Genomic DNA, 16,028 nt, shown 5'->3' with positions numbered 1-16,028 from the left:
TCGGTCAACATGGCGGCAAATGCGCAACCGGGCAAGCCTCAAGCCCCCACGCGCGCCCTGATCCAGCGCCACAGATACAGCAGCGGCCAGCGTAGCACTGATCCGGCGGCGATCAGGAAGGCGAGGCCCCACCATGGGCCGTTTTCGTAAGTCAGCCAGACCAGCAGCGGCACTCCTACCGCGATCAGGCCATAGGCGTTGCGCCAGTGGTGGTCTTTGCTGGGCAACATGCCGATCAGATTGGCCACAACCAGCCAAATCAGCCCAGCGACCAGCGCGATCACTTTTGCAGCTCCACAGGCACCTCGACCGACAGACCCAAGACGCGGCGGGCGAAATAGATCAGCGGGCGGCGGAACATCGACACGAAGGCAAACAGCCCCAGCGCCACCCAGAGCAAGCCATGCGCCAGACCGATCCACAAGAGCAGCACTGGCGCCAGCACCAGCAGCGTCATCCCCGGCACCATCTGCTTCTTCATCGGCAGCAGCGCGGTGATCGTCGCCGCGACCACCCAGAAGCAGCCCATGATCAGCGGCAGGCTCATGCGGCTTTCCCGGTCAACCGCGCGGGCAATCCATTCGCCCATGCCGAGATCGAACCGGCACCAAGGCACACCACCATATCGCCGGGTTGCGCTTGTTCTTTCACCAGCCGCGCGAGGTCAGCTTCATCGGTGATGGCGCGGGCGTGGCGGTGGCCGTGGGCGATAAGGCCCGCCACCAGATCATCGCGCGATGCCCCGGCAATCGGTTCCTCACCCGCCGCATAGACTTCGGCGATGGCGACCACATCGGCCTCGTTGAAACAGGTGCAGAATTCCTCGAACAGGTTCGACAGCCGCGAATAGCGGTGCGGTTGATGCACGGCGATGACGCGGCCCTTGGTGGCTTGCCGCGCGGCTTTCAGCACGGCGGCAATCTCGACCGGGTGGTGGCCGTAATCGTCGATGATGGTGACGCCGTTGACTTCAGCGACCTTGGTGAAGCGGCGGTTGACGCCTGCAAACCCGGCCAGAGCCTCGCGGATTTCTTCTTTCTTCATCCCCAAGTGCCGTGCGACCGCAATCGCCGACAAAGCGTTCGAGACGTTGTGATCGCCCGGCATCGGCAGCACACAGCCCTCAATCACAGCGCCCTGGCCTTCGCCCTGCAAGGCCACGTCGAAATGCGCCACGCCACTGTCAAAGGTCAGATTGATCGCCCGCACATCGGCTTGGGCGTTGAAGCCAAAGGTCACCACACGGCGGTCGGTGACTTTGCCCACCAAAGCCTGCACTTCCGCATGGTCGGTGCAGCACACCGCAAGGCCATAGAACGGCACGTTCGAGACGAAATCATAAAAGCCTTTGCGCAGGGCGTCGAAGGTGCCCCAATGCTCCATATGTTCCGGGTCGATATTGGTCACGATAGCAATGGTGGCGGGCAGACGGTTGAACGAGCCGTCGGATTCGTCGGCCTCCACCACCATCCACTCACCTGCCCCCGCGCGAGCGTTTGAGCCATAGGCATGGATCACGCCGCCGTTGATCACGGTCGGATCAAAGCCACCCTTATCCAGCAAAGTCGCCACCATCGTCGTGGTGGTGGTTTTGCCATGCGTGCCTGCAATGGCGATGTTGCTGCGCAGCCGCATCAGTTCCGCCAGCATTTCGGCACGGCGCACGACGGGAAGGCCACGCCTGCGGGCTTCTTCAAGTTCCGGGTTGCCCTTTTTGATCGCCGAAGAAATCACCACAACCGCCGCGTCGCCGATATTGCTGGCCGCTTGGCCTTCAAAGAACACAGCGCCCAAAGCCACCAGCCGATCAGTGATCTTGCTGGCCTTCGCATCCGAACCCTGCACCCTAAAGCCCTGCGTCATCAGCACTTCGGCAATGCCCGACATGCCAATGCCGCCGATGCCCACAAAGTGGATCGGCCCCAGTTCCATCGGAAGTTTCGTCGCGTTCATCGTCTATCCTAACTCGCCAAAGCCTCAACCAGCGCAACCAACCGGTCGGTCGCATCCGGTCGGCCCTGCCCTTGCGCCTTGCGCGCCATATCTGCCGCCCGCGGCGGATCTTGCAAAACAGCCGCCATTTGGGCGCTTAAGCCCGCGGCGTCAAGCTGGGCTTCGGCGATCATCACGGCTGCCCCTGCGTCAACAAGCCCGCGCGCGTTGGCGGTTTGATGATCCCCGGTGGCCGCCGCAAACGGGATCAGGATGGCGGGCCGCCCGATCACCGAGATATCCGCGACCGAGGACGCACCCGAACGCGAGATCACCAGTTGCGCCTCAGACAGACGGCGCGGAATGTCGGTGAAAAACGGCTCCACTTCCGCCCGCACCCCGGCTTCGGCATAGGCCGCGACCACGCCGGGCAGATCCTCGGCCCGCGCCTGATGCGCCACCCGCAGATGGCCGCGCAAGGCATCGGGCAAAGCTGCCACTGCCGCAGGCACCAGCTGCGACAATATCCGCGCGCCCTGAGAACCGCCGATCACCAGCAGCTCCATCGGGTAATCCCCCGGCGCAATATAGCCCGCCCCCGCGCGTTCCAGCACCAGCGCCCGCACCGGATTGCCGGTGTGAATGCCCTCCACCCCGGCGGGCAAAGCCGTGGGCCAAGTGCCACAAGCCACCTTATCCACCCGGCGCGCGAACAGGCTATTCACCCGCCCCAGCACGCCGTTCTGCTCATGAATCATCCGGGGCCTGCGCAAGATCCACGCCGCCGTCAGCGCCGGGATCGAGGGATAACCGCCAAAGCCCACCACCACATCGGGCTTGTCGCGCAGCGACGACAGCAGGGCCGAGACGATACCGCCCGCAATCCGAAACGGCACCGCCAGCTTGGCCAGCACACCACCGCGCGCAAAAGTGGCCGACGACAGCTCGACAATCTCGACCGCTTTCGGAAACCCGCCTGCATAACGCGCGCCGCGCGCATCGGTTGACAGTTTCACCCGCCAGCCCTTGGCAATCATCGCCTCGGCCAAAGCCTGCGCCGGGAACATATGCCCGCCGGTGCCGCCCGCTGCGATCAAAAGCAAAGGCATCATCGCCCCCGCCGGAAGATATCAGACATCTCGCCCTGCGGGCGCGACCGCGTCAGCGCCAGCAGCATCCCCACCGTGATGCCCGCCGCAATCACCGACGATCCGCCGTAGGACACGAAGGGCAAGGTCATGCCCTTGGCGGGCAGCAAGCGCACCGCCACCCCCATGTTGATCATCGCCTGCACGCCGAAGATACAGGCAAGGCCAGTACCCGCCAGCCGGGTGAACGGATCCCGCTCGCGCGTCAGCCGGATCAGGCTGCGCACCACCACGGTGGCGTAAAGCGCGATGATCAGCAGCACCAGCACAAGGCCATATTCTTCCGCCGCTACGGCAATGATAAAGTCGGTATGCGCATCGGGCAGCGTCCATTTGACCTGCCCCTCGCCGACGCCGACGCCGAAGAAACCGCCCTCTTGAATGGCGCTGGTAGCATAGCCCATCTGGCTGCGCGGATCGACATCCGAGGCCAGAAAGCCATCAATCCGCCGCGCGAAGTGTTCCGACGAATGATAGGCGCCAAAGCCGCCAATCCCCGTCAGCCCCACCGCCGTCACGATCAGGATCATCGGCGCGCCCGAGACGAAATAGATCACGCCCCAGCCAAACAGCACCAGCATGGCTTGGCCGAAGTCCGGCTGGAACGCCAGAAACAGCACCACGGTGACCGTCAGCGCGAAGGAAATGAACTTGCCGGGCGGGCCGTTGATGTCCTGACTTGACGCCATCAGCCAAGCGATCACGATCATGAAGCCCGGCTTGAGAAATTCCGACGGCTGCACCGAGGCAAAGCCAAAGCTGAACCAGCGGATCGCGCCTTTGCCAAAATCGGTGCCGAACACCGGCAGCAACATCAGCGCCAGCATCGACACCGCAAAACCCAGCACACCCAGACGGCGCACCATCGCGGGCGACAGCATCGACACGCCGAAGATCGCGGCCATCGCCATGCCGCCGAAAAACGCCTGCCGCGCGACGTAATAATAGGGATCAAGGCCATTGCGCTCGGCCAGTGGCACCGAGGCCGCAAGCCCCAGCAACAGGCCGATGGCGAACAGCACCAGAACTGCCGTCAACGTCCATTTGTCAATCGTCCGCCACCAGCGGGGAATCACCGGTTCCGATACCCGTGTGGGCATCGAGCCATAGACCATCTCAGTCATGGAAAATCCGCCTGTATTGCCGTCTGCTCTGCCGATGCCGGGTTTGCCCGGTCTGAGGTCCAGACTAGCCAAAACGAATCACAAAGGCCAGCAGAAACAGGACGATGCGAATCACTTCTGTGGCGATTCTTCGCCAGCCTGCCTCAGAGTTGGGCAGAAGCCGCCTTGGGCAGCGCCGTTCCAGCTTCGGCGCAATCCGCCCGGCTCGATGTATCGTGTTGAACCGGCCAGATCGGATGCGGCACCGGATCTTTCGCATGCCAGAGATATTGCCGGAAGATCTGGCCATAGTTGCGGTAGACGTAGGCATCGTTGCGCCGCAGATAGTGTTCCCTTCGGCTGGTATACAGCGCAGGCAGTTCATACCACGCCACATTCGGGTGCATGTGATGCACGACATGGAAATTATTGTTTAGGAACAGATAGCTGAGCGGCCCCCGATCTTCGATGATAACGGTGCGGGCGCGGAATGCCTCATGGGCGCGATGCTCCAGATAGGTGCGGATTTTCAGCAGCGCCGTGCTCAGATAGACTGCCAGCAGATAGGCCCAGATCGGCATCCCGACCCATTGCAACCAAAGCAGCAAGGGCACCAACCCGATCAGATGCAGCCCCCAAGCCAGCAGCACCCGGCCATCGCCCGACCGCAGCAAAGCAAGCTCGTCCCGCAGAAAGATCCAGGTGCCCAGCGCGGGGCCAAGCAGGACCCGTCCCGCCAAGGTATTGTTCCATCGCAGCAAGCGCTGCAACAGACACCCGGTTTGCGCCCAGACCGCCGGATCAAGATAATTTGACTCTGGGTCATCATAGGGATCGGTCAAAGCCGGATCGAAATGATGCTGCAAATGGCTGTCCTTGAAGCGCAGATAGGGCACGAAGGGCATCAGCGCCGGGAACACCAGCGCCTCGTTCAGCCACTGTGCGCGGAACGGATGACCATGCAGCACTTCATGTTGCAAAGAGGAAAACTGCGCCAAGGCGATGCCTGTCAGCAAGATTGACACAAACCCCGCGCTGGACCAAACCCAGCCGCCCAGCGCAAACACCGCATAAGCGCCCAACAGCATCGCCACGGTTGGCCACTCAAAACGCCGGATCTGCGACATATCTTTCCTCATCAAGGGGTTATGCCATCATACTAGCACTTGCCAAACCGCTGCGGAACTCAGAGGATATGCAACATTTCCTCACCATTGTGGATAATATGAAACAGATGCCAGATTTTATCGACAAACGCGACCGCGCGCCCCTGTTCCGCACCCGTCTGGCCGAAGCGATGGCGCTGCGGGGCATCAGTCAGGCGGCGTTGGCGCGCGCCACCGGGGCGGATCGCTCCACCGTCTCCGCCTTGCTCGCCCCCGGCACCCGGCTGCCCAATGCGCAGCTGACCGCCGATTGCGCCACGGCTTTGCAGGTTTCCAGCGACTGGTTGCTAGGCCTTTCCAGTCGGCCAGAGCCGGTCGAGACATTGCTGGCAGGCTCCGTCATCCTCGCTGAAGCGCCGCGCGCGCTGTTTGATCAAGAGATGATCGGCTGGCATCACGCGGCGGCGGGCTACAAAATCCGCCATGTGCCTGCCAGCCTGCCCGATATGCTGAAAACCCCCGAGGTGGTGGCGTGGGAATATGCCGATCTTCTCGGCGTTTCGACAGAACAGGCGATTGCGGCGTTTCAGGATCAGCTGGATTGGATGAAAACCGCGCGATCAGATTATGAGATCGCCATGCCGCTGCATGAAATCTCTAACTTTGCCCACGGCTTGGGCTATTGGTCAGGCCTGCCATTGGCGGCACGGCAGGCGCAGATGGATCACCTGATCGCGATGTGTGACACGCTTTATCCGTCGCTGCGGCTGTATCTGTTTGACGCGCATCAGGTCTATTCCAGCCCGGTCACGGTGTTCGGCCCGCATCTCGCCGCCGTTTATCTGGGCAGGCACTACATCGTGTTCCGCGACCCCGCGCGGGTGCAATCCATCTTGCAGCATTTCGACGGGCTAGTGCGCTCAGCCCCGTTTGGCGCACGCGGAGTGCGCGATCATCTGGTCCAATTACAACAGGTTATGGATCAATAGACCGTCAGCTGCCGCAGGTCATAGCCGTTCCATTCCAGCACATCTTTGGCCGCTTTCAGCCGATCCGCCGGGAACGGCCCTCGGTTCAGGATAAAGCCCAGCCGCCCGTTCGGGCTGCCCACGACCAGCGTGCGATAATCCCCGTCGGCCCAGAGAATCCACCACGGCCCCGGCTGTCCCGGCACGTCAAAGCGCCCGACCACTTCCGAGCTCATCGGCCCTGCCCCCGCCATCTGCACACCGGATTCGCACAGCCGATAGCGGATCTGCAACCCGCCCGCGCCCTTGGAAATCTCGGCACCCCCCGGTTTGCAGGCGGCACCACCAAAGGCCGCCACTTGCGTCCATTGCCCCACCAGACGGTTCTGATCCATCACCGCGTTGGAATAGATCGGCGCATCGGGCGCGCGATAGCGCCCCACCGCCACGGTTTTCGGGGCGGGCGCACAGGCCGCCAGCAGCAAAAGCACGATCAGTCGATACATAGAGTCACCATCGCGCCATTATCCTGCAAAATCTCATTACACCCAAACAGCGGCGCAATCGGGGCGCAACTGTTTGATCTGGCAAGACAACTGCCTTCGCAATCGCTTTGCTTGCGGCAGGATTTGCCTGCATCCTTCATCACCCGAACGCAAGACATCCCGCCGGCCTTGGCCGCCACCGACCATTGCCCGCCGGATTTCGCGCAAGCCAGCTCCTCGGCCGACAACACCCGCGCCGGCACTTCTTCGGCAGGCGTTTCGGGAGCAGGCGGCGCGGCGGGTTTTGCAGGATCTGCCGTAGCATCGGCCAAAGCCGGATCAGGTTGGCCAGCGCCCGCCCCTGCCACATCTACCGGAACGGGCGCAGGCGCGTCCAGAGATGTCACCGCAATCGCATCGCCGGTGATCGGATTGGCAGCGTCATCGGGCTTGGCCAGCTTACCACCGCCCCATGTGCAGCCCGCCAGAACCAGCGCCAGAACAAGGAATAGCCGCATCACGCGCGCTTAATACGGCATCGGATGCGCGCGGTGGGCGGCGTCGATCTCGGCCAGAACCTCTGGCTCCAGTTGCACCTCTGCTGCCCCCAACGCGATCTCAAGCTGCGCCAGATTGGTCGCGCCGACGATCGGAATACAGGGGAAGGGCCGCGCCATGCAGAACGCAATCGCCATCTGCGCCGGGTCCAGCCCGTGGCGCGCGGCAATGCCCAGATAGGCCGCGACCGCCGGAAACACCTGCGGCGTCACCCGCCCCGACAGCGACGGGTTCAGCATCCGGCGCGAGCCTTCGGGGATCACATCACCCGCATATTTCCCAGTCAAAAGCCCGGTGGCGAGCGGTGAGAACGCCAGCAACGGCATATCCTCCAGCGCCGAAAGCTCGGCCCAATCGCTGTCAAACTGCCGACACAGCAGCGAGTATTCGTTCTGCACAGACGCCATTCTAGGCAAGCCATGCTTGTCAGCCAGCGCCAACCAGCGCCCGGCGCCCCAGACCGATTCATTGGAAAGTGCAATATGGCGGATCTTTCCCTCTGCGATCAGATCAGCCGATACCTGAAGCATTTCAAGCATATGGGTTTCAATGGCAGCCTTGTCACCGCCGCGCGGATCGAAGTGCCAGATGTCGCGAAAGTGATAGGCGGCGCGGTTGGGCCAGTGCAGTTGATAAAGGTCGATGTAATCGGTTTGCAACCGCCGCAGCGAATCCTCTACCGCCGCCCGCATCACAGCCCCGGTCATCGGCGCACCACCGCGCACCGCATCCTGACCCTCTCCGGTCACTTTCGTCGCCAGCACCAGCCGATCACGACCGCCGCGCGCCGCAAGCCAAGTGCCGATGATTTCCTCGGTGCGCCCCACGGTCTCGGCGCGCACCGGATTGACCGGATACATCTCGGCGGTGTCCCAGAAATTCACCCCCTGCCCAAGCGCCATATCCATCTGCGCATGGCCCTGACTTTCCGAATTCTGGCTGCCCCACGTCATCGTGCCCAAGCTGATCGCCGACACTGAAAGCCCTGTCTGCCCCAATTGCACTTGCCGCATCGCGCCCTCCTGATTTGTCGCCAACCTATGCGGCAAACCCCAACAAGGAAACCCCGCTCAAAGCGCCACCCCAAGCCAAAGCACGGCGGCTTTCCGCGCATCTTGCAGCAATCTGGCGAAGCCTGACCCATATCAAGGCACAGGGCCCGGATGTGCCGCACCCTACCCAAACCCAACATCGGGCCCAAACCCAACATCAGGAGCGCAGCATGCAGATCAGCTTTGGCGGACAGACCGGGATCGTCACCGGCGCAGGCTCGGGCATCGGCGCGGCAATTGCACTCGGCCTTGCCGCCGCAGGCGCGCGGGTCATCGTGGCCGACCGTGACTTGGTGAAGGCAACGGCGGTGGCCGACAAGATCACCGCCAGCGGTGGGCAGGCCCATGCGGCGGGCGGCGATGTGTCTGACCCCGCCGTGGTGCAGGCACTGGTCGCACTTGCAGTGGAAAAGGGCGGCGCGCTGACACTGCTGGTCAACAACGCAGGCATTGGCGGACCGCAGGCTCCGGTTGGCGAATATCCCCTCGACGGCTGGAAGCAGGTGATCGACGTCAACCTGAACGCGGTGTTTTATGGCATGCGCTTTGCCATCCCGGAAATGCTGAAAGCCGGCGGGGGTGCCATCGTCAACATGGCCTCTATCCTCGGCAGCGTCGGCTTTGCCAATTCTGCGGCCTATGTCGCGGCCAAACATGCGCTGCTTGGGCTGACGCAGAACGCGGCGCTGGAATATACCGCCAAGGGCATCCGCACCACCGCCGTTGGCCCGGCCTTTATCGACACGCCGCTGCTGACGGCCCTGCCGCCCGAGGCCAAAGCGGGCTTGGCCGCGCTGCATCCGATCGGGCGGCTTGGCACATCCGAGGAGGTCGCCAATCTGGTGCTGTTCCTCTTGTCGGACAAGGCCAGCTTCATCTCGGGCAGCTATCATCTTGTTGATGGCGGATACACCGCGCAATAGGTCATCCGACCGCCTTAGCACTGGCCCTTCGCCCCAGCCCGCGTTAAATGAGCGCGGACTGGGACGAAAGGCATGACAATGGCACGGATTCTGATTACCTCCGCGATCCCCTATATCAATGGCATCAAGCACTTGGGCAATCTTGTGGGCAGCCAACTGCCCGCCGATCTGTTCGCACGCTACAATCGCGCCCGTGGCCATGAGGTGATGTTCATCTGCGCCACCGACGAACATGGCACCCCGGCCGAGCTTGCAGCCGCCAAAGCGGGCCAGCCTGTAGCCGAATATTGTGCTGAAATGCACAAGGTTCAGGCCGAGATTGCGCGCGGCTTCCGGTTGTCGTTTGACCATTTCGGGCGGTCTTCCAGTCAGCGCAACCACACGCTGACGCAGCATTTTGCGGGTAAGTTGGCTGAGGCGGGGCTGATCCGCGAGGTTGAGGAAAGCCAGGTTTATTCCATCGACGACGGCCGCTTCCTGCCCGACCGCTATATCGAAGGCACCTGCCCGAATTGTGGCTACGAGAGCGCCCGTGGCGATCAATGCGACAACTGCACCAAGCAGCTTGACCCGACCGATCTGATCAACCCGCGTTCGACGATTTCCGGCTCGACCAACCTGGAGGTCCGCAGCACCAAGCATCTTTACCTGATGCAGCGGTCCTTGCGCGACAAGCTAGAGGCTTGGATTGACAGCAAAAAAGACTGGCCGATCCTGACCACCTCAATCGCGAAGAAATGGCTGAACGACGGCGATGGTCTGCAAGATCGCGGCATCACCCGCGATTTGCATTGGGGCATCCCGGTGAAAAAGGGCGATCAGCCTTGGCCGGGGATGGAGGGCAAAGTCTTCTACGTCTGGTTCGACGCGCCGATCGAATACATCGCCTGCACCGCCGAATGGGCCGATGCGCAAGGCCTTGGCGATGAGGCTTGGCAACGCTGGTGGCGCACCGACAAGGGGGCGCAGGACGTGACCTATTATCAGTTCATGGGCAAAGACAACGTGCCGTTCCACACCCTGTCGTTCCCCGCCACCATTCTGGGATCGGGCGAGCCGTGGAAGCTGGTCGATTACCTGAAGTCGTTCAACTACCTGAATTATGACGGCGGACAATTCTCCACCTCACGCGGGCGCGGGGTGTTCATGGATCAGGCTTTGTCGATCCTACCGTCGGATTACTGGCGCTGGTGGTTGCTGTCGCATGCCCCGGAATCGGCGGACAGCGAGTTCACTTGGGAGAATTTCCAAGTCTCGGTGAACAAAGATCTCGCCGATGTGCTGGGCAACCTCGTCAGCCGCGTCACCAAATTCTGCGTCGCGAAATTCGGCACCGAAGTGCCTGCCGCCGGTGAATTCGGCGAACAAGAGGCGCGTCTGATCGAAGAACTCGGCACCCGCATCAAAGACTACGCCGCCTGTATGGAGGCGATGGAGGTGCGCAAGGCCAGCGCCGAGCTGCGCGCGATCTGGGTGATCGGCAACGAATATCTGCAAGCCGCCGCACCTTGGAGCGTGGTGAAAACCGACCCCGAGCGCGCGCAGGCAATGATCCGGCTCAGCCTCAATCTGATCCGCGTCTACGCGATCCTGTCCGCGCCCTTCATCCCGGATGCCGCCGCCACCATGATGGCCGCGATGGGATCAGACGATTGGACATGGCCCGATGACGTCGAAGCTGCGATGCGCGCGCTGCCCGCAGGCCACGCCTTCACGGTGCCGGAGAACCTGTTCCGCAAGATCACCGACGAAGAACGCGCCGACTGGCAGCAGCGCTTCGCTGGCATCCGAACCTGATGCAGCCAGCGGCCCCTTCTGCTATGCTTGCCCCTGAGGGGGCCGCTATGTCCGATGCGCAGAAATACGTCGCCAAAGGCTCGGCGCATGTGACGCTGCCGGGGAAGGTCGAGCCGCTGGACGTGGCCTTCGTGCTGCTGCCGAAATTCACCATGCTGGCGTTTTCGTCCGCCATTGAGCCGCTCAGGATGGCCAACCAACTGGCGCAGCAAGTGCTGTTTCGCTGGCAAGTGCTGTCGGATGATGGCGCACCGGTGGCGTGCTCAAACGGCGTGCCGATCATGGTCGATGGCGCTTGGGCGCAGGCGAAACCCGAGGGCCTTGTGCTGGTCTGTTCGGGGGTGGAGCCCGAGGGCAAAGCCTCGACCGCGTTGGGCGATTGGCTGCGCAGCCTGTGGCGGCGGGGCCGCGTGGTGGGGGGCCTCTGCACCGGGGCCTATGCCTTGGCGCAGGCGGGCATCCTGAAGGGCCACCGCTTTACCATGCATTGGGACAATATCGACGCCTTTGCCGAGAACCACCCAGACCTTTTGCCAGCAAGGCAAGTGTTCTGCATTGATGACCGGGTGATGACCTGCGCCGGTGGTGTCGCTGCCGCCGATTTGATGCTGAAGCTGATCAACGACCGCTTCGGCCCCGCCTTGGGGCAAGAGGTGATGAACATGTGCCTGCTGACCCAGCGGCGGCAGGAAGAAGATCTGCAAACCACCTCGCTGGCCGCCCGCCTTGGCACACGGCACGATAAACTGCTGCAAGCGGCGGCCTATCTTGAGGCGCATATCGAGGAAGACTTCGATCTTGACGCTTGCGCTGCGCATCTGTCGCTGTCGCGCCGCCAGATCGAGCGGCTGTTCAACCGCTATCTGAACATCACCCCGGTGCGTTATATGAACGATCTGCGACTGGCACGCGGGCGGTCCCTGCTGGCGGAAACCGATATGAAGGTGACCGAAGTGGCGGTGGCCTGCGGCTATGCCTCGACCTCGCATTTCTCGAAATCATTCCGCAAGAAATACGGCACCTCGCCCTATCGGTTCTCACATTTCGGCGGTTAGTAGGGCTGCAGGGGTGATCTGATGGCGCGGCTTGCGCCGCACGCCCCTTCAGCGCTTGCGCGCGGTTGGGATACGGCATCACCGCCTGTCCTCCGCGTTTTTCTTGCAGCACCCTGCCCCAGCCGCTATGCAAGCGCAGCAATTCCCGGAGGCCGCCATGCCCAGCTTTCTGTCCACCCGTGACGCCGATTTTGAGGCGCGATTCAACGCCCTTCTGGGCATGAAGCGCGAAGAGGCCGAGGATGTCGATCAGGCCGTGGCGGCGATCATCGCCGATGTCCGCGCCCGTGGCGATGCGGCCGTGCTGGATCTGACCGCGAAATTCGACCGCCTGACCCTGACTGCGCAGACCCTCGCCTTTTCGCCCGCAGAGATCGAAGCCGAATGCGCCAAAGTCTCGCCCGAAGACCGCTCAGCGCTGGAACTCGCGGCAGATCGCATCCGCGCCTACCACTCCCGCCAACTGCCGCAGGATGAAATGTGGACCGATAGCGCAGGCGCCAGCCTCGGCTGGCGTTGGACCCCGGTTTCGGCGGCTGGCCTCTATGTTCCCGGTGGCACCGCGTCTTACCCGTCGTCGGTGCTGATGAACGCCATCCCCGCGAAAGTCGCAGGCGTGCAGCGTTTGGTGATCACTTGTCCGACCCCAGATGGCATCGTCAATCCGCTTGTGCTGCTTGCCGCACGCATCGCAGGCGTCGATACGATCTACCGCATCGGCGGCGCGCAGGCGGTGGCGGCGCTGGCCTATGGCACCGAAACCATTGCGTCGGTGGATAAAATCACCGGGCCGGGCAATGCCTATGTTGCTGCCGCCAAGCGCCGGGTGTTTGGCCGCGTTGGCATCGACATGATCGCCGGGCCATCAGAAATTCTGGTGATTGCGGATCGGGACAACGACCCCGACTGGATCGCTTTGGACCTTCTGTCCCAAGCCGAACATGACGCCAGCGCCCAATCCATCCTGATCACCGACGATGCGGCCTTTGGCCAAGCCGTTGCGCTTGCCGTGGAAAAGCGCCTTGTCACGCTGCAACGTCGCGACATCGCGGGCGCGTCATGGCGCGACAATGGCGCGGTGATCATCACCCGCGATTTGTCTGAGGCGGCCCTTCTGTCAAACCGCATCGCCCCCGAACATCTGGAACTTTGCACCGCCGACCCCGAGGGGCTATCGCAAGAGATCACCCATGCTGGGGCGATCTTTTTAGGGGCATGGACACCGGAAGCCATCGGCGATTACGTTGGCGGGCCGAACCATGTGTTGCCCACCGCCCGCTCGGCGCGGTTTTCTTCTGGATTGAGTGTGATGGATTTTGTGAAACGCACGACCCTGGCCAAAATGACGCCCGAAGCGCTGGCGCAAATTGGCCCTGCCGCCGAACGGCTGGCGATCTCGGAAAGCCTGCAAGCGCATGGGCTTTCTGTGCGCGCCCGGCTGGACCGTTTGAATGGGGGTGCGGCATGACCAACCGAATCTGCGCGATTGATATTGACGAAAAAGGCCTCGCCCGCGTCACTCCGACGATTGAGCAAGAACGCAATGTCGCGATCTTTGATCTGTTAGAGGACAACTCTTTCGCGCTGCCTGTGCGCGAAGATCGCCCGACCGTGCCGGGGCCGTATCGCCTTGGATTGGCTATCCGCGAAGGGCGGCTGGTGTTTGATATCGCCAATGAGGCAACCGAAAAGGTTGGCGAGTTCCATCTGTCGCTCGGGCCGTTCCGGCAAGTGGTGAAAGATTATTTCCAGATTTGTGAGTCGTATTTCGAGGCTGTCAAACGCCTGCCGCCTTCTCAGATCGAAGCCATCGACATGGCGCGGCGCGGCATCCACAACGAAGGCGCGCGGGTTCTGCAGGAACGGCTGGAGGGCAAGGCCGAGGTCGATATCGACACCGCGCGGCGGCTGTTCACCCTGATCTGCGTGTTGCATTGGGGCTGATGATGGCATTTCCGCAAGCGGTGCTGTTTTGCTGTGACCATAACGCCGTCCGCTCGCCGATGGCCGAAGCGATGATGAAGAAGTTCTACGGCCAGCGCGCCTATGTGCAATCAGCAGGCGTGAGAAACGATATGGAGGTCGACGGCTTTTCCATCGCCGTCTGCGCCGAACTGGGCATTGAACTCGCCCGCCACCGTGCCCGCTCGTTCGAGGAAATGCAGAATCTTGGCGATGATCTCGGACAATTCGATCTGATCATCGCTTTGTCGCCCGCCAGCCAGCACGCCGCACTTGATCTGACCAAATCCTACCATCTTGAGGTCGAATACTGGCCGATCATCGACCCCACCGCCTTGGGCGAGGGCCGCGATGCCAAACTTTCTGCCTACCGCCAAGCCCGCGACCAGATCAAAACCCGGATGCTGGACCGCTTTGGCCCGCCAACAGAACTCTAAGCCGCTAAAACTTATCTAAAATTGTCATCCTCTGCGCGCAAATATCCCACGGGGGCGGCGGGTTTGGCATAAACCCGCTTGGGGGTGTGAAACCCCCAATCTTACGCCTCACCCCGCGCTGCCAGTATTTCCGCCAGATTCGCCTCAATCCACCCGGTCAGCGCCGCCACCCGCGCGGCGGCTTCAACACCCAGCGCTGTCAGCGAATAGTCCACATGCGGCGGCACCACCGGATGCGCCACCCGCAGCACCAAGCCATCACCCTCCAGCGCCTGCAAGGTCTGCGCCAGCATCCGCTCTGACACACCACCCACCCGCCGCCGCAGGCTAGAGAACCGCAAGGTGCCGTCCTGCAATGCCAGCATCACCAGCACCCCCCATTGGCTGGTCAAATGCTTCAGCACAGCCCGCGACGGACATTCCGCCGCCAGCACATTCGGCGGAAATTCCACCTCGACATTCATCCTGCATCCCCTGTGCGCAAAACCTTACACTAACATAAATGTATGTACTTCCCTTTCGTAAGTAAAGGCGTATCTCTGGCGCATCCAAACCAAGGAGAACACCATGACCATCGCAATCACCGGCGCCTCGGGCGCTCTTGGCCAACTCGCCCTCACCGCCCTGAAGGCCCGCGCGCCGCAAGCCGATGTGGTCGCCCTCGTCCGCGACCCCGCCAAGATCACCGGCACCCCGGCCCGCGCGTTCGACTATACCAAGCCCGAAACCCTTGCGCCTGCCCTCAATGGCATCGACACGCTCGTGCTGATTTCATCGAATGATTTCAATGATCGTGCGGGCCAACACCGCGCCGTGATCACCGCAGCCAAAGCCGCAGGCGTCAAACACCTGATCTACACCTCGATCCTGAAGGGCGATGCCTCGCCGATGATCCTGGCGCAAGATCACATCGCCACCGAGGCCGCCATCAAAGCCTCCGGCATCCCCGCCACCATCCTGCGCAATGGCTGGTATACCGAGAATTACACCGGGTCGCTGAAAGCCTCGGTCGAACACGGCGCGCTGATCGGTGCCTCGGCTGACGGCCGCATCGCCTCCGCCGCCCGCGCCGATTATGCCGAGGCCATCGCCGTTACCGCCCTTGATGACAGCCACGCCGGCAAGACCTACGAACTGGCAGGCGACGTGCCGCACACCATGGCCGATTTCGCCGCCGAAGTCTCGAAGCAGACCGGCAAGGCCATCCCGTTCAACAATCTGCCGAAAGACACCTACGCGGGCATCCTGCAAAGCTTTGGCCTGCCCGAAGCTTTCGCGGGTATCCTTGCCGACAGTGACGACACTTCCGCACGCGGATCGCTGCTGGATGAAAGCCACACCCTGTCTAAACTGATCGGTCGCCCGACCACGCCGATTGCGGCCACGATCAAGGCGGCGCTGTAAGCCCAATGCCCCTGCGACAGCGGGCAACTGCTGTCGCAAACCAACCGCATCCTGCCGATCCCGGTCTGGACCAGGCCGCACCGCCATGCCACCATGCG

Annotated in this window: 18 protein-coding genes; 8 read left to right on the top strand and 10 right to left on the bottom strand. The window is 62.3% G+C overall.

Features of this window, described 5'->3' with window-relative positions:
- Positions 1–38: 38 nt before the first annotated feature.
- From U1A24_RS08780 to U1A24_RS08755, 6 genes are all read right to left on the bottom strand, one after another.
- Entirely contained in the window at positions 39–284 is a 246-nt protein-coding gene (locus U1A24_RS08780) for a DUF2484 family protein (protein WP_322321605.1), read from the bottom strand.
- The gene (locus U1A24_RS08775; RefSeq protein WP_322321604.1) at positions 281–547 is read right to left on the bottom strand and encodes a DUF2484 family protein; all 267 of its coding nucleotides are present in this window, start codon (positions 545–547) and stop codon (positions 281–283) included. Before U1A24_RS08775 ends, U1A24_RS08780 begins: the two co-directional genes overlap by 4 nt.
- The gene (gene murC, locus U1A24_RS08770) at positions 544–1,953 is read right to left on the bottom strand and encodes a UDP-N-acetylmuramate--L-alanine ligase (RefSeq protein WP_322321603.1); all 1,410 of its coding nucleotides are present in this window, start codon (positions 1,951–1,953) and stop codon (positions 544–546) included. Before murC ends, U1A24_RS08775 begins: the two co-directional genes overlap by 4 nt.
- 8 nt (positions 1,954–1,961) lie before the next feature.
- On the bottom strand, positions 1,962–3,041 hold the full coding sequence (locus U1A24_RS08765; RefSeq protein WP_322321602.1) for a UDP-N-acetylglucosamine--N-acetylmuramyl-(pentapeptide) pyrophosphoryl-undecaprenol N-acetylglucosamine transferase: 1,080 nt from the start codon (positions 3,039–3,041) through the stop codon (positions 1,962–1,964).
- Positions 3,041–4,204, bottom strand: a complete 1,164-nt coding sequence (locus U1A24_RS08760; RefSeq protein WP_322321601.1) for a putative peptidoglycan glycosyltransferase FtsW — start codon at positions 4,202–4,204, stop codon at positions 3,041–3,043. Before U1A24_RS08760 ends, U1A24_RS08765 begins: the two co-directional genes overlap by 1 nt.
- A gap of 143 nt (positions 4,205–4,347) precedes the next feature.
- Positions 4,348–5,310: a fatty acid desaturase gene (locus U1A24_RS08755; protein WP_322321600.1), complete on the bottom strand. Its 963-nt coding sequence runs from the start codon at positions 5,308–5,310 to the stop codon at positions 4,348–4,350.
- Between the two features lie 68 nt (positions 5,311–5,378).
- Here U1A24_RS08755 and U1A24_RS08750 point away from each other — a divergent pair, with 68 nt between their 5' ends.
- Complete coding sequence (locus U1A24_RS08750) at positions 5,379–6,278, top strand: helix-turn-helix transcriptional regulator (protein WP_322321599.1); 900 nt, start codon at positions 5,379–5,381, stop codon at positions 6,276–6,278.
- Here U1A24_RS08750 and U1A24_RS08745 read toward each other — a convergent pair.
- Genes U1A24_RS08745 through U1A24_RS08735 form a run of 3 tightly spaced genes read right to left on the bottom strand, consistent with a single transcriptional unit; the run spans position 6,272 to position 8,313 of the window.
- A complete protein-coding gene (locus U1A24_RS08745) occupies positions 6,272–6,763 on the bottom strand; it encodes a lipocalin family protein (protein ID WP_322321598.1) in 492 nt (163 codons plus the stop codon). The two genes, U1A24_RS08750 and U1A24_RS08745, sit on opposite strands and share 7 nt — an antisense overlap.
- Positions 6,751–7,260, bottom strand: a complete 510-nt coding sequence (locus tag U1A24_RS08740) for a hypothetical protein (protein ID WP_322321597.1) — start codon at positions 7,258–7,260, stop codon at positions 6,751–6,753. Before U1A24_RS08740 ends, U1A24_RS08745 begins: the two co-directional genes overlap by 13 nt.
- A 9-nt stretch (positions 7,261–7,269) precedes the next feature.
- Positions 7,270–8,313 carry an aldo/keto reductase gene (locus U1A24_RS08735; RefSeq protein WP_322321596.1) on the bottom strand — a complete coding sequence of 348 codons (1,044 nt, stop codon included), beginning with the start codon at positions 8,311–8,313 and terminating at the stop codon, positions 7,270–7,272.
- A gap of 209 nt (positions 8,314–8,522) precedes the next feature.
- Between U1A24_RS08735 and U1A24_RS08730 the strand changes: the two genes are divergently transcribed.
- The 6 genes from U1A24_RS08730 to U1A24_RS08705 all read left to right on the top strand — a co-directional run bounded on the left by U1A24_RS08730 (position 8,523) and on the right by U1A24_RS08705 (position 14,526).
- Positions 8,523–9,275 carry an SDR family NAD(P)-dependent oxidoreductase gene (locus U1A24_RS08730; protein ID WP_322321595.1) on the top strand — a complete coding sequence of 251 codons (753 nt, stop codon included), beginning with the start codon at positions 8,523–8,525 and terminating at the stop codon, positions 9,273–9,275.
- A 78-nt stretch (positions 9,276–9,353) separates the two neighbouring features.
- The gene (metG, locus tag U1A24_RS08725) at positions 9,354–11,072 is read left to right on the top strand and encodes a methionine--tRNA ligase (protein ID WP_322321594.1); all 1,719 of its coding nucleotides are present in this window, start codon (positions 9,354–9,356) and stop codon (positions 11,070–11,072) included.
- A 47-nt stretch (positions 11,073–11,119) separates the two neighbouring features.
- Positions 11,120–12,127 (top strand): GlxA family transcriptional regulator, encoded by a 1,008-nt coding sequence (locus U1A24_RS08720; protein WP_322321593.1) that lies wholly within the window; start codon positions 11,120–11,122, stop codon positions 12,125–12,127.
- Between the two features lie 157 nt (positions 12,128–12,284).
- Entirely contained in the window at positions 12,285–13,595 is a 1,311-nt protein-coding gene (hisD, locus tag U1A24_RS08715) for a histidinol dehydrogenase (RefSeq protein WP_322321592.1), read from the top strand.
- A complete protein-coding gene (locus tag U1A24_RS08710; RefSeq protein ID WP_322321591.1) occupies positions 13,592–14,071 on the top strand; it encodes a UPF0262 family protein in 480 nt (159 codons plus the stop codon). Before hisD ends, U1A24_RS08710 begins: the two co-directional genes overlap by 4 nt.
- 2 nt (positions 14,072–14,073) lie before the next feature.
- On the top strand, positions 14,074–14,526 hold the full coding sequence (locus tag U1A24_RS08705; protein ID WP_322321590.1) for a low molecular weight phosphatase family protein: 453 nt from the start codon (positions 14,074–14,076) through the stop codon (positions 14,524–14,526).
- A 101-nt stretch (positions 14,527–14,627) separates the two neighbouring features.
- On the opposite strand, the gene U1A24_RS08700 is transcribed toward U1A24_RS08705, so the two are convergent.
- Positions 14,628–14,990 carry a helix-turn-helix domain-containing protein gene (locus U1A24_RS08700; RefSeq protein ID WP_322321589.1) on the bottom strand — a complete coding sequence of 121 codons (363 nt, stop codon included), beginning with the start codon at positions 14,988–14,990 and terminating at the stop codon, positions 14,628–14,630.
- Between the two features lie 103 nt (positions 14,991–15,093).
- On the opposite strand from U1A24_RS08700, the gene U1A24_RS08695 reads away from it, so the two are divergent.
- Positions 15,094–15,930, top strand: a complete 837-nt coding sequence (locus U1A24_RS08695) for an SDR family oxidoreductase (RefSeq protein ID WP_322321588.1) — start codon at positions 15,094–15,096, stop codon at positions 15,928–15,930.
- Positions 15,931–16,028 lie beyond the last annotated feature (98 nt).

It is taken from the genome of Cypionkella sp., from assembly GCF_034376685.1.
GTDB lineage: Bacteria > Pseudomonadota > Alphaproteobacteria > Rhodobacterales > Rhodobacteraceae > Cypionkella.
The sequence above is the reverse complement of the archived record's forward strand: the minus strand, read 5'-3'. Positions and strand labels throughout refer to the sequence as shown.

Coding starts and splice junctions, on each gene's coding strand:
- U1A24_RS08775 (WP_322321604.1), bottom strand. CDS start 547: ATGAGCCTGCCGCTGATCATGGGCTGCTTCTGGGTGGTCGCGGCGACG.
- murC (WP_322321603.1), bottom strand. CDS start 1,953: ATGAACGCGACGAAACTTCCGATGGAACTGGGGCCGATCCACTTTGTG.
- U1A24_RS08765 (WP_322321602.1), bottom strand. CDS start 3,041: ATGCCTTTGCTTTTGATCGCAGCGGGCGGCACCGGCGGGCATATGTTC.
- U1A24_RS08760 (WP_322321601.1), bottom strand. CDS start 4,204: ATGACTGAGATGGTCTATGGCTCGATGCCCACACGGGTATCGGAACCG.
- U1A24_RS08755 (WP_322321600.1), bottom strand. CDS start 5,310: ATGTCGCAGATCCGGCGTTTTGAGTGGCCAACCGTGGCGATGCTGTTG.
- U1A24_RS08750 (WP_322321599.1), top strand. CDS start 5,379: ATGCAACATTTCCTCACCATTGTGGATAATATGAAACAGATGCCAGAT.
- U1A24_RS08745 (WP_322321598.1), bottom strand. CDS start 6,763: ATGTATCGACTGATCGTGCTTTTGCTGCTGGCGGCCTGTGCGCCCGCC.
- U1A24_RS08740 (WP_322321597.1), bottom strand. CDS start 7,260: ATGCGGCTATTCCTTGTTCTGGCGCTGGTTCTGGCGGGCTGCACATGG.
- U1A24_RS08735 (WP_322321596.1), bottom strand. CDS start 8,313: ATGCGGCAAGTGCAATTGGGGCAGACAGGGCTTTCAGTGTCGGCGATC.
- U1A24_RS08730 (WP_322321595.1), top strand. CDS start 8,523: ATGCAGATCAGCTTTGGCGGACAGACCGGGATCGTCACCGGCGCAGGC.
- metG (WP_322321594.1), top strand. CDS start 9,354: ATGGCACGGATTCTGATTACCTCCGCGATCCCCTATATCAATGGCATC.
- U1A24_RS08720 (WP_322321593.1), top strand. CDS start 11,120: ATGTCCGATGCGCAGAAATACGTCGCCAAAGGCTCGGCGCATGTGACG.
- hisD (WP_322321592.1), top strand. CDS start 12,285: ATGCCCAGCTTTCTGTCCACCCGTGACGCCGATTTTGAGGCGCGATTC.
- U1A24_RS08710 (WP_322321591.1), top strand. CDS start 13,592: ATGACCAACCGAATCTGCGCGATTGATATTGACGAAAAAGGCCTCGCC.
- U1A24_RS08705 (WP_322321590.1), top strand. CDS start 14,074: ATGGCATTTCCGCAAGCGGTGCTGTTTTGCTGTGACCATAACGCCGTC.
- U1A24_RS08700 (WP_322321589.1), bottom strand. CDS start 14,990: ATGAATGTCGAGGTGGAATTTCCGCCGAATGTGCTGGCGGCGGAATGT.
- U1A24_RS08695 (WP_322321588.1), top strand. CDS start 15,094: ATGACCATCGCAATCACCGGCGCCTCGGGCGCTCTTGGCCAACTCGCC.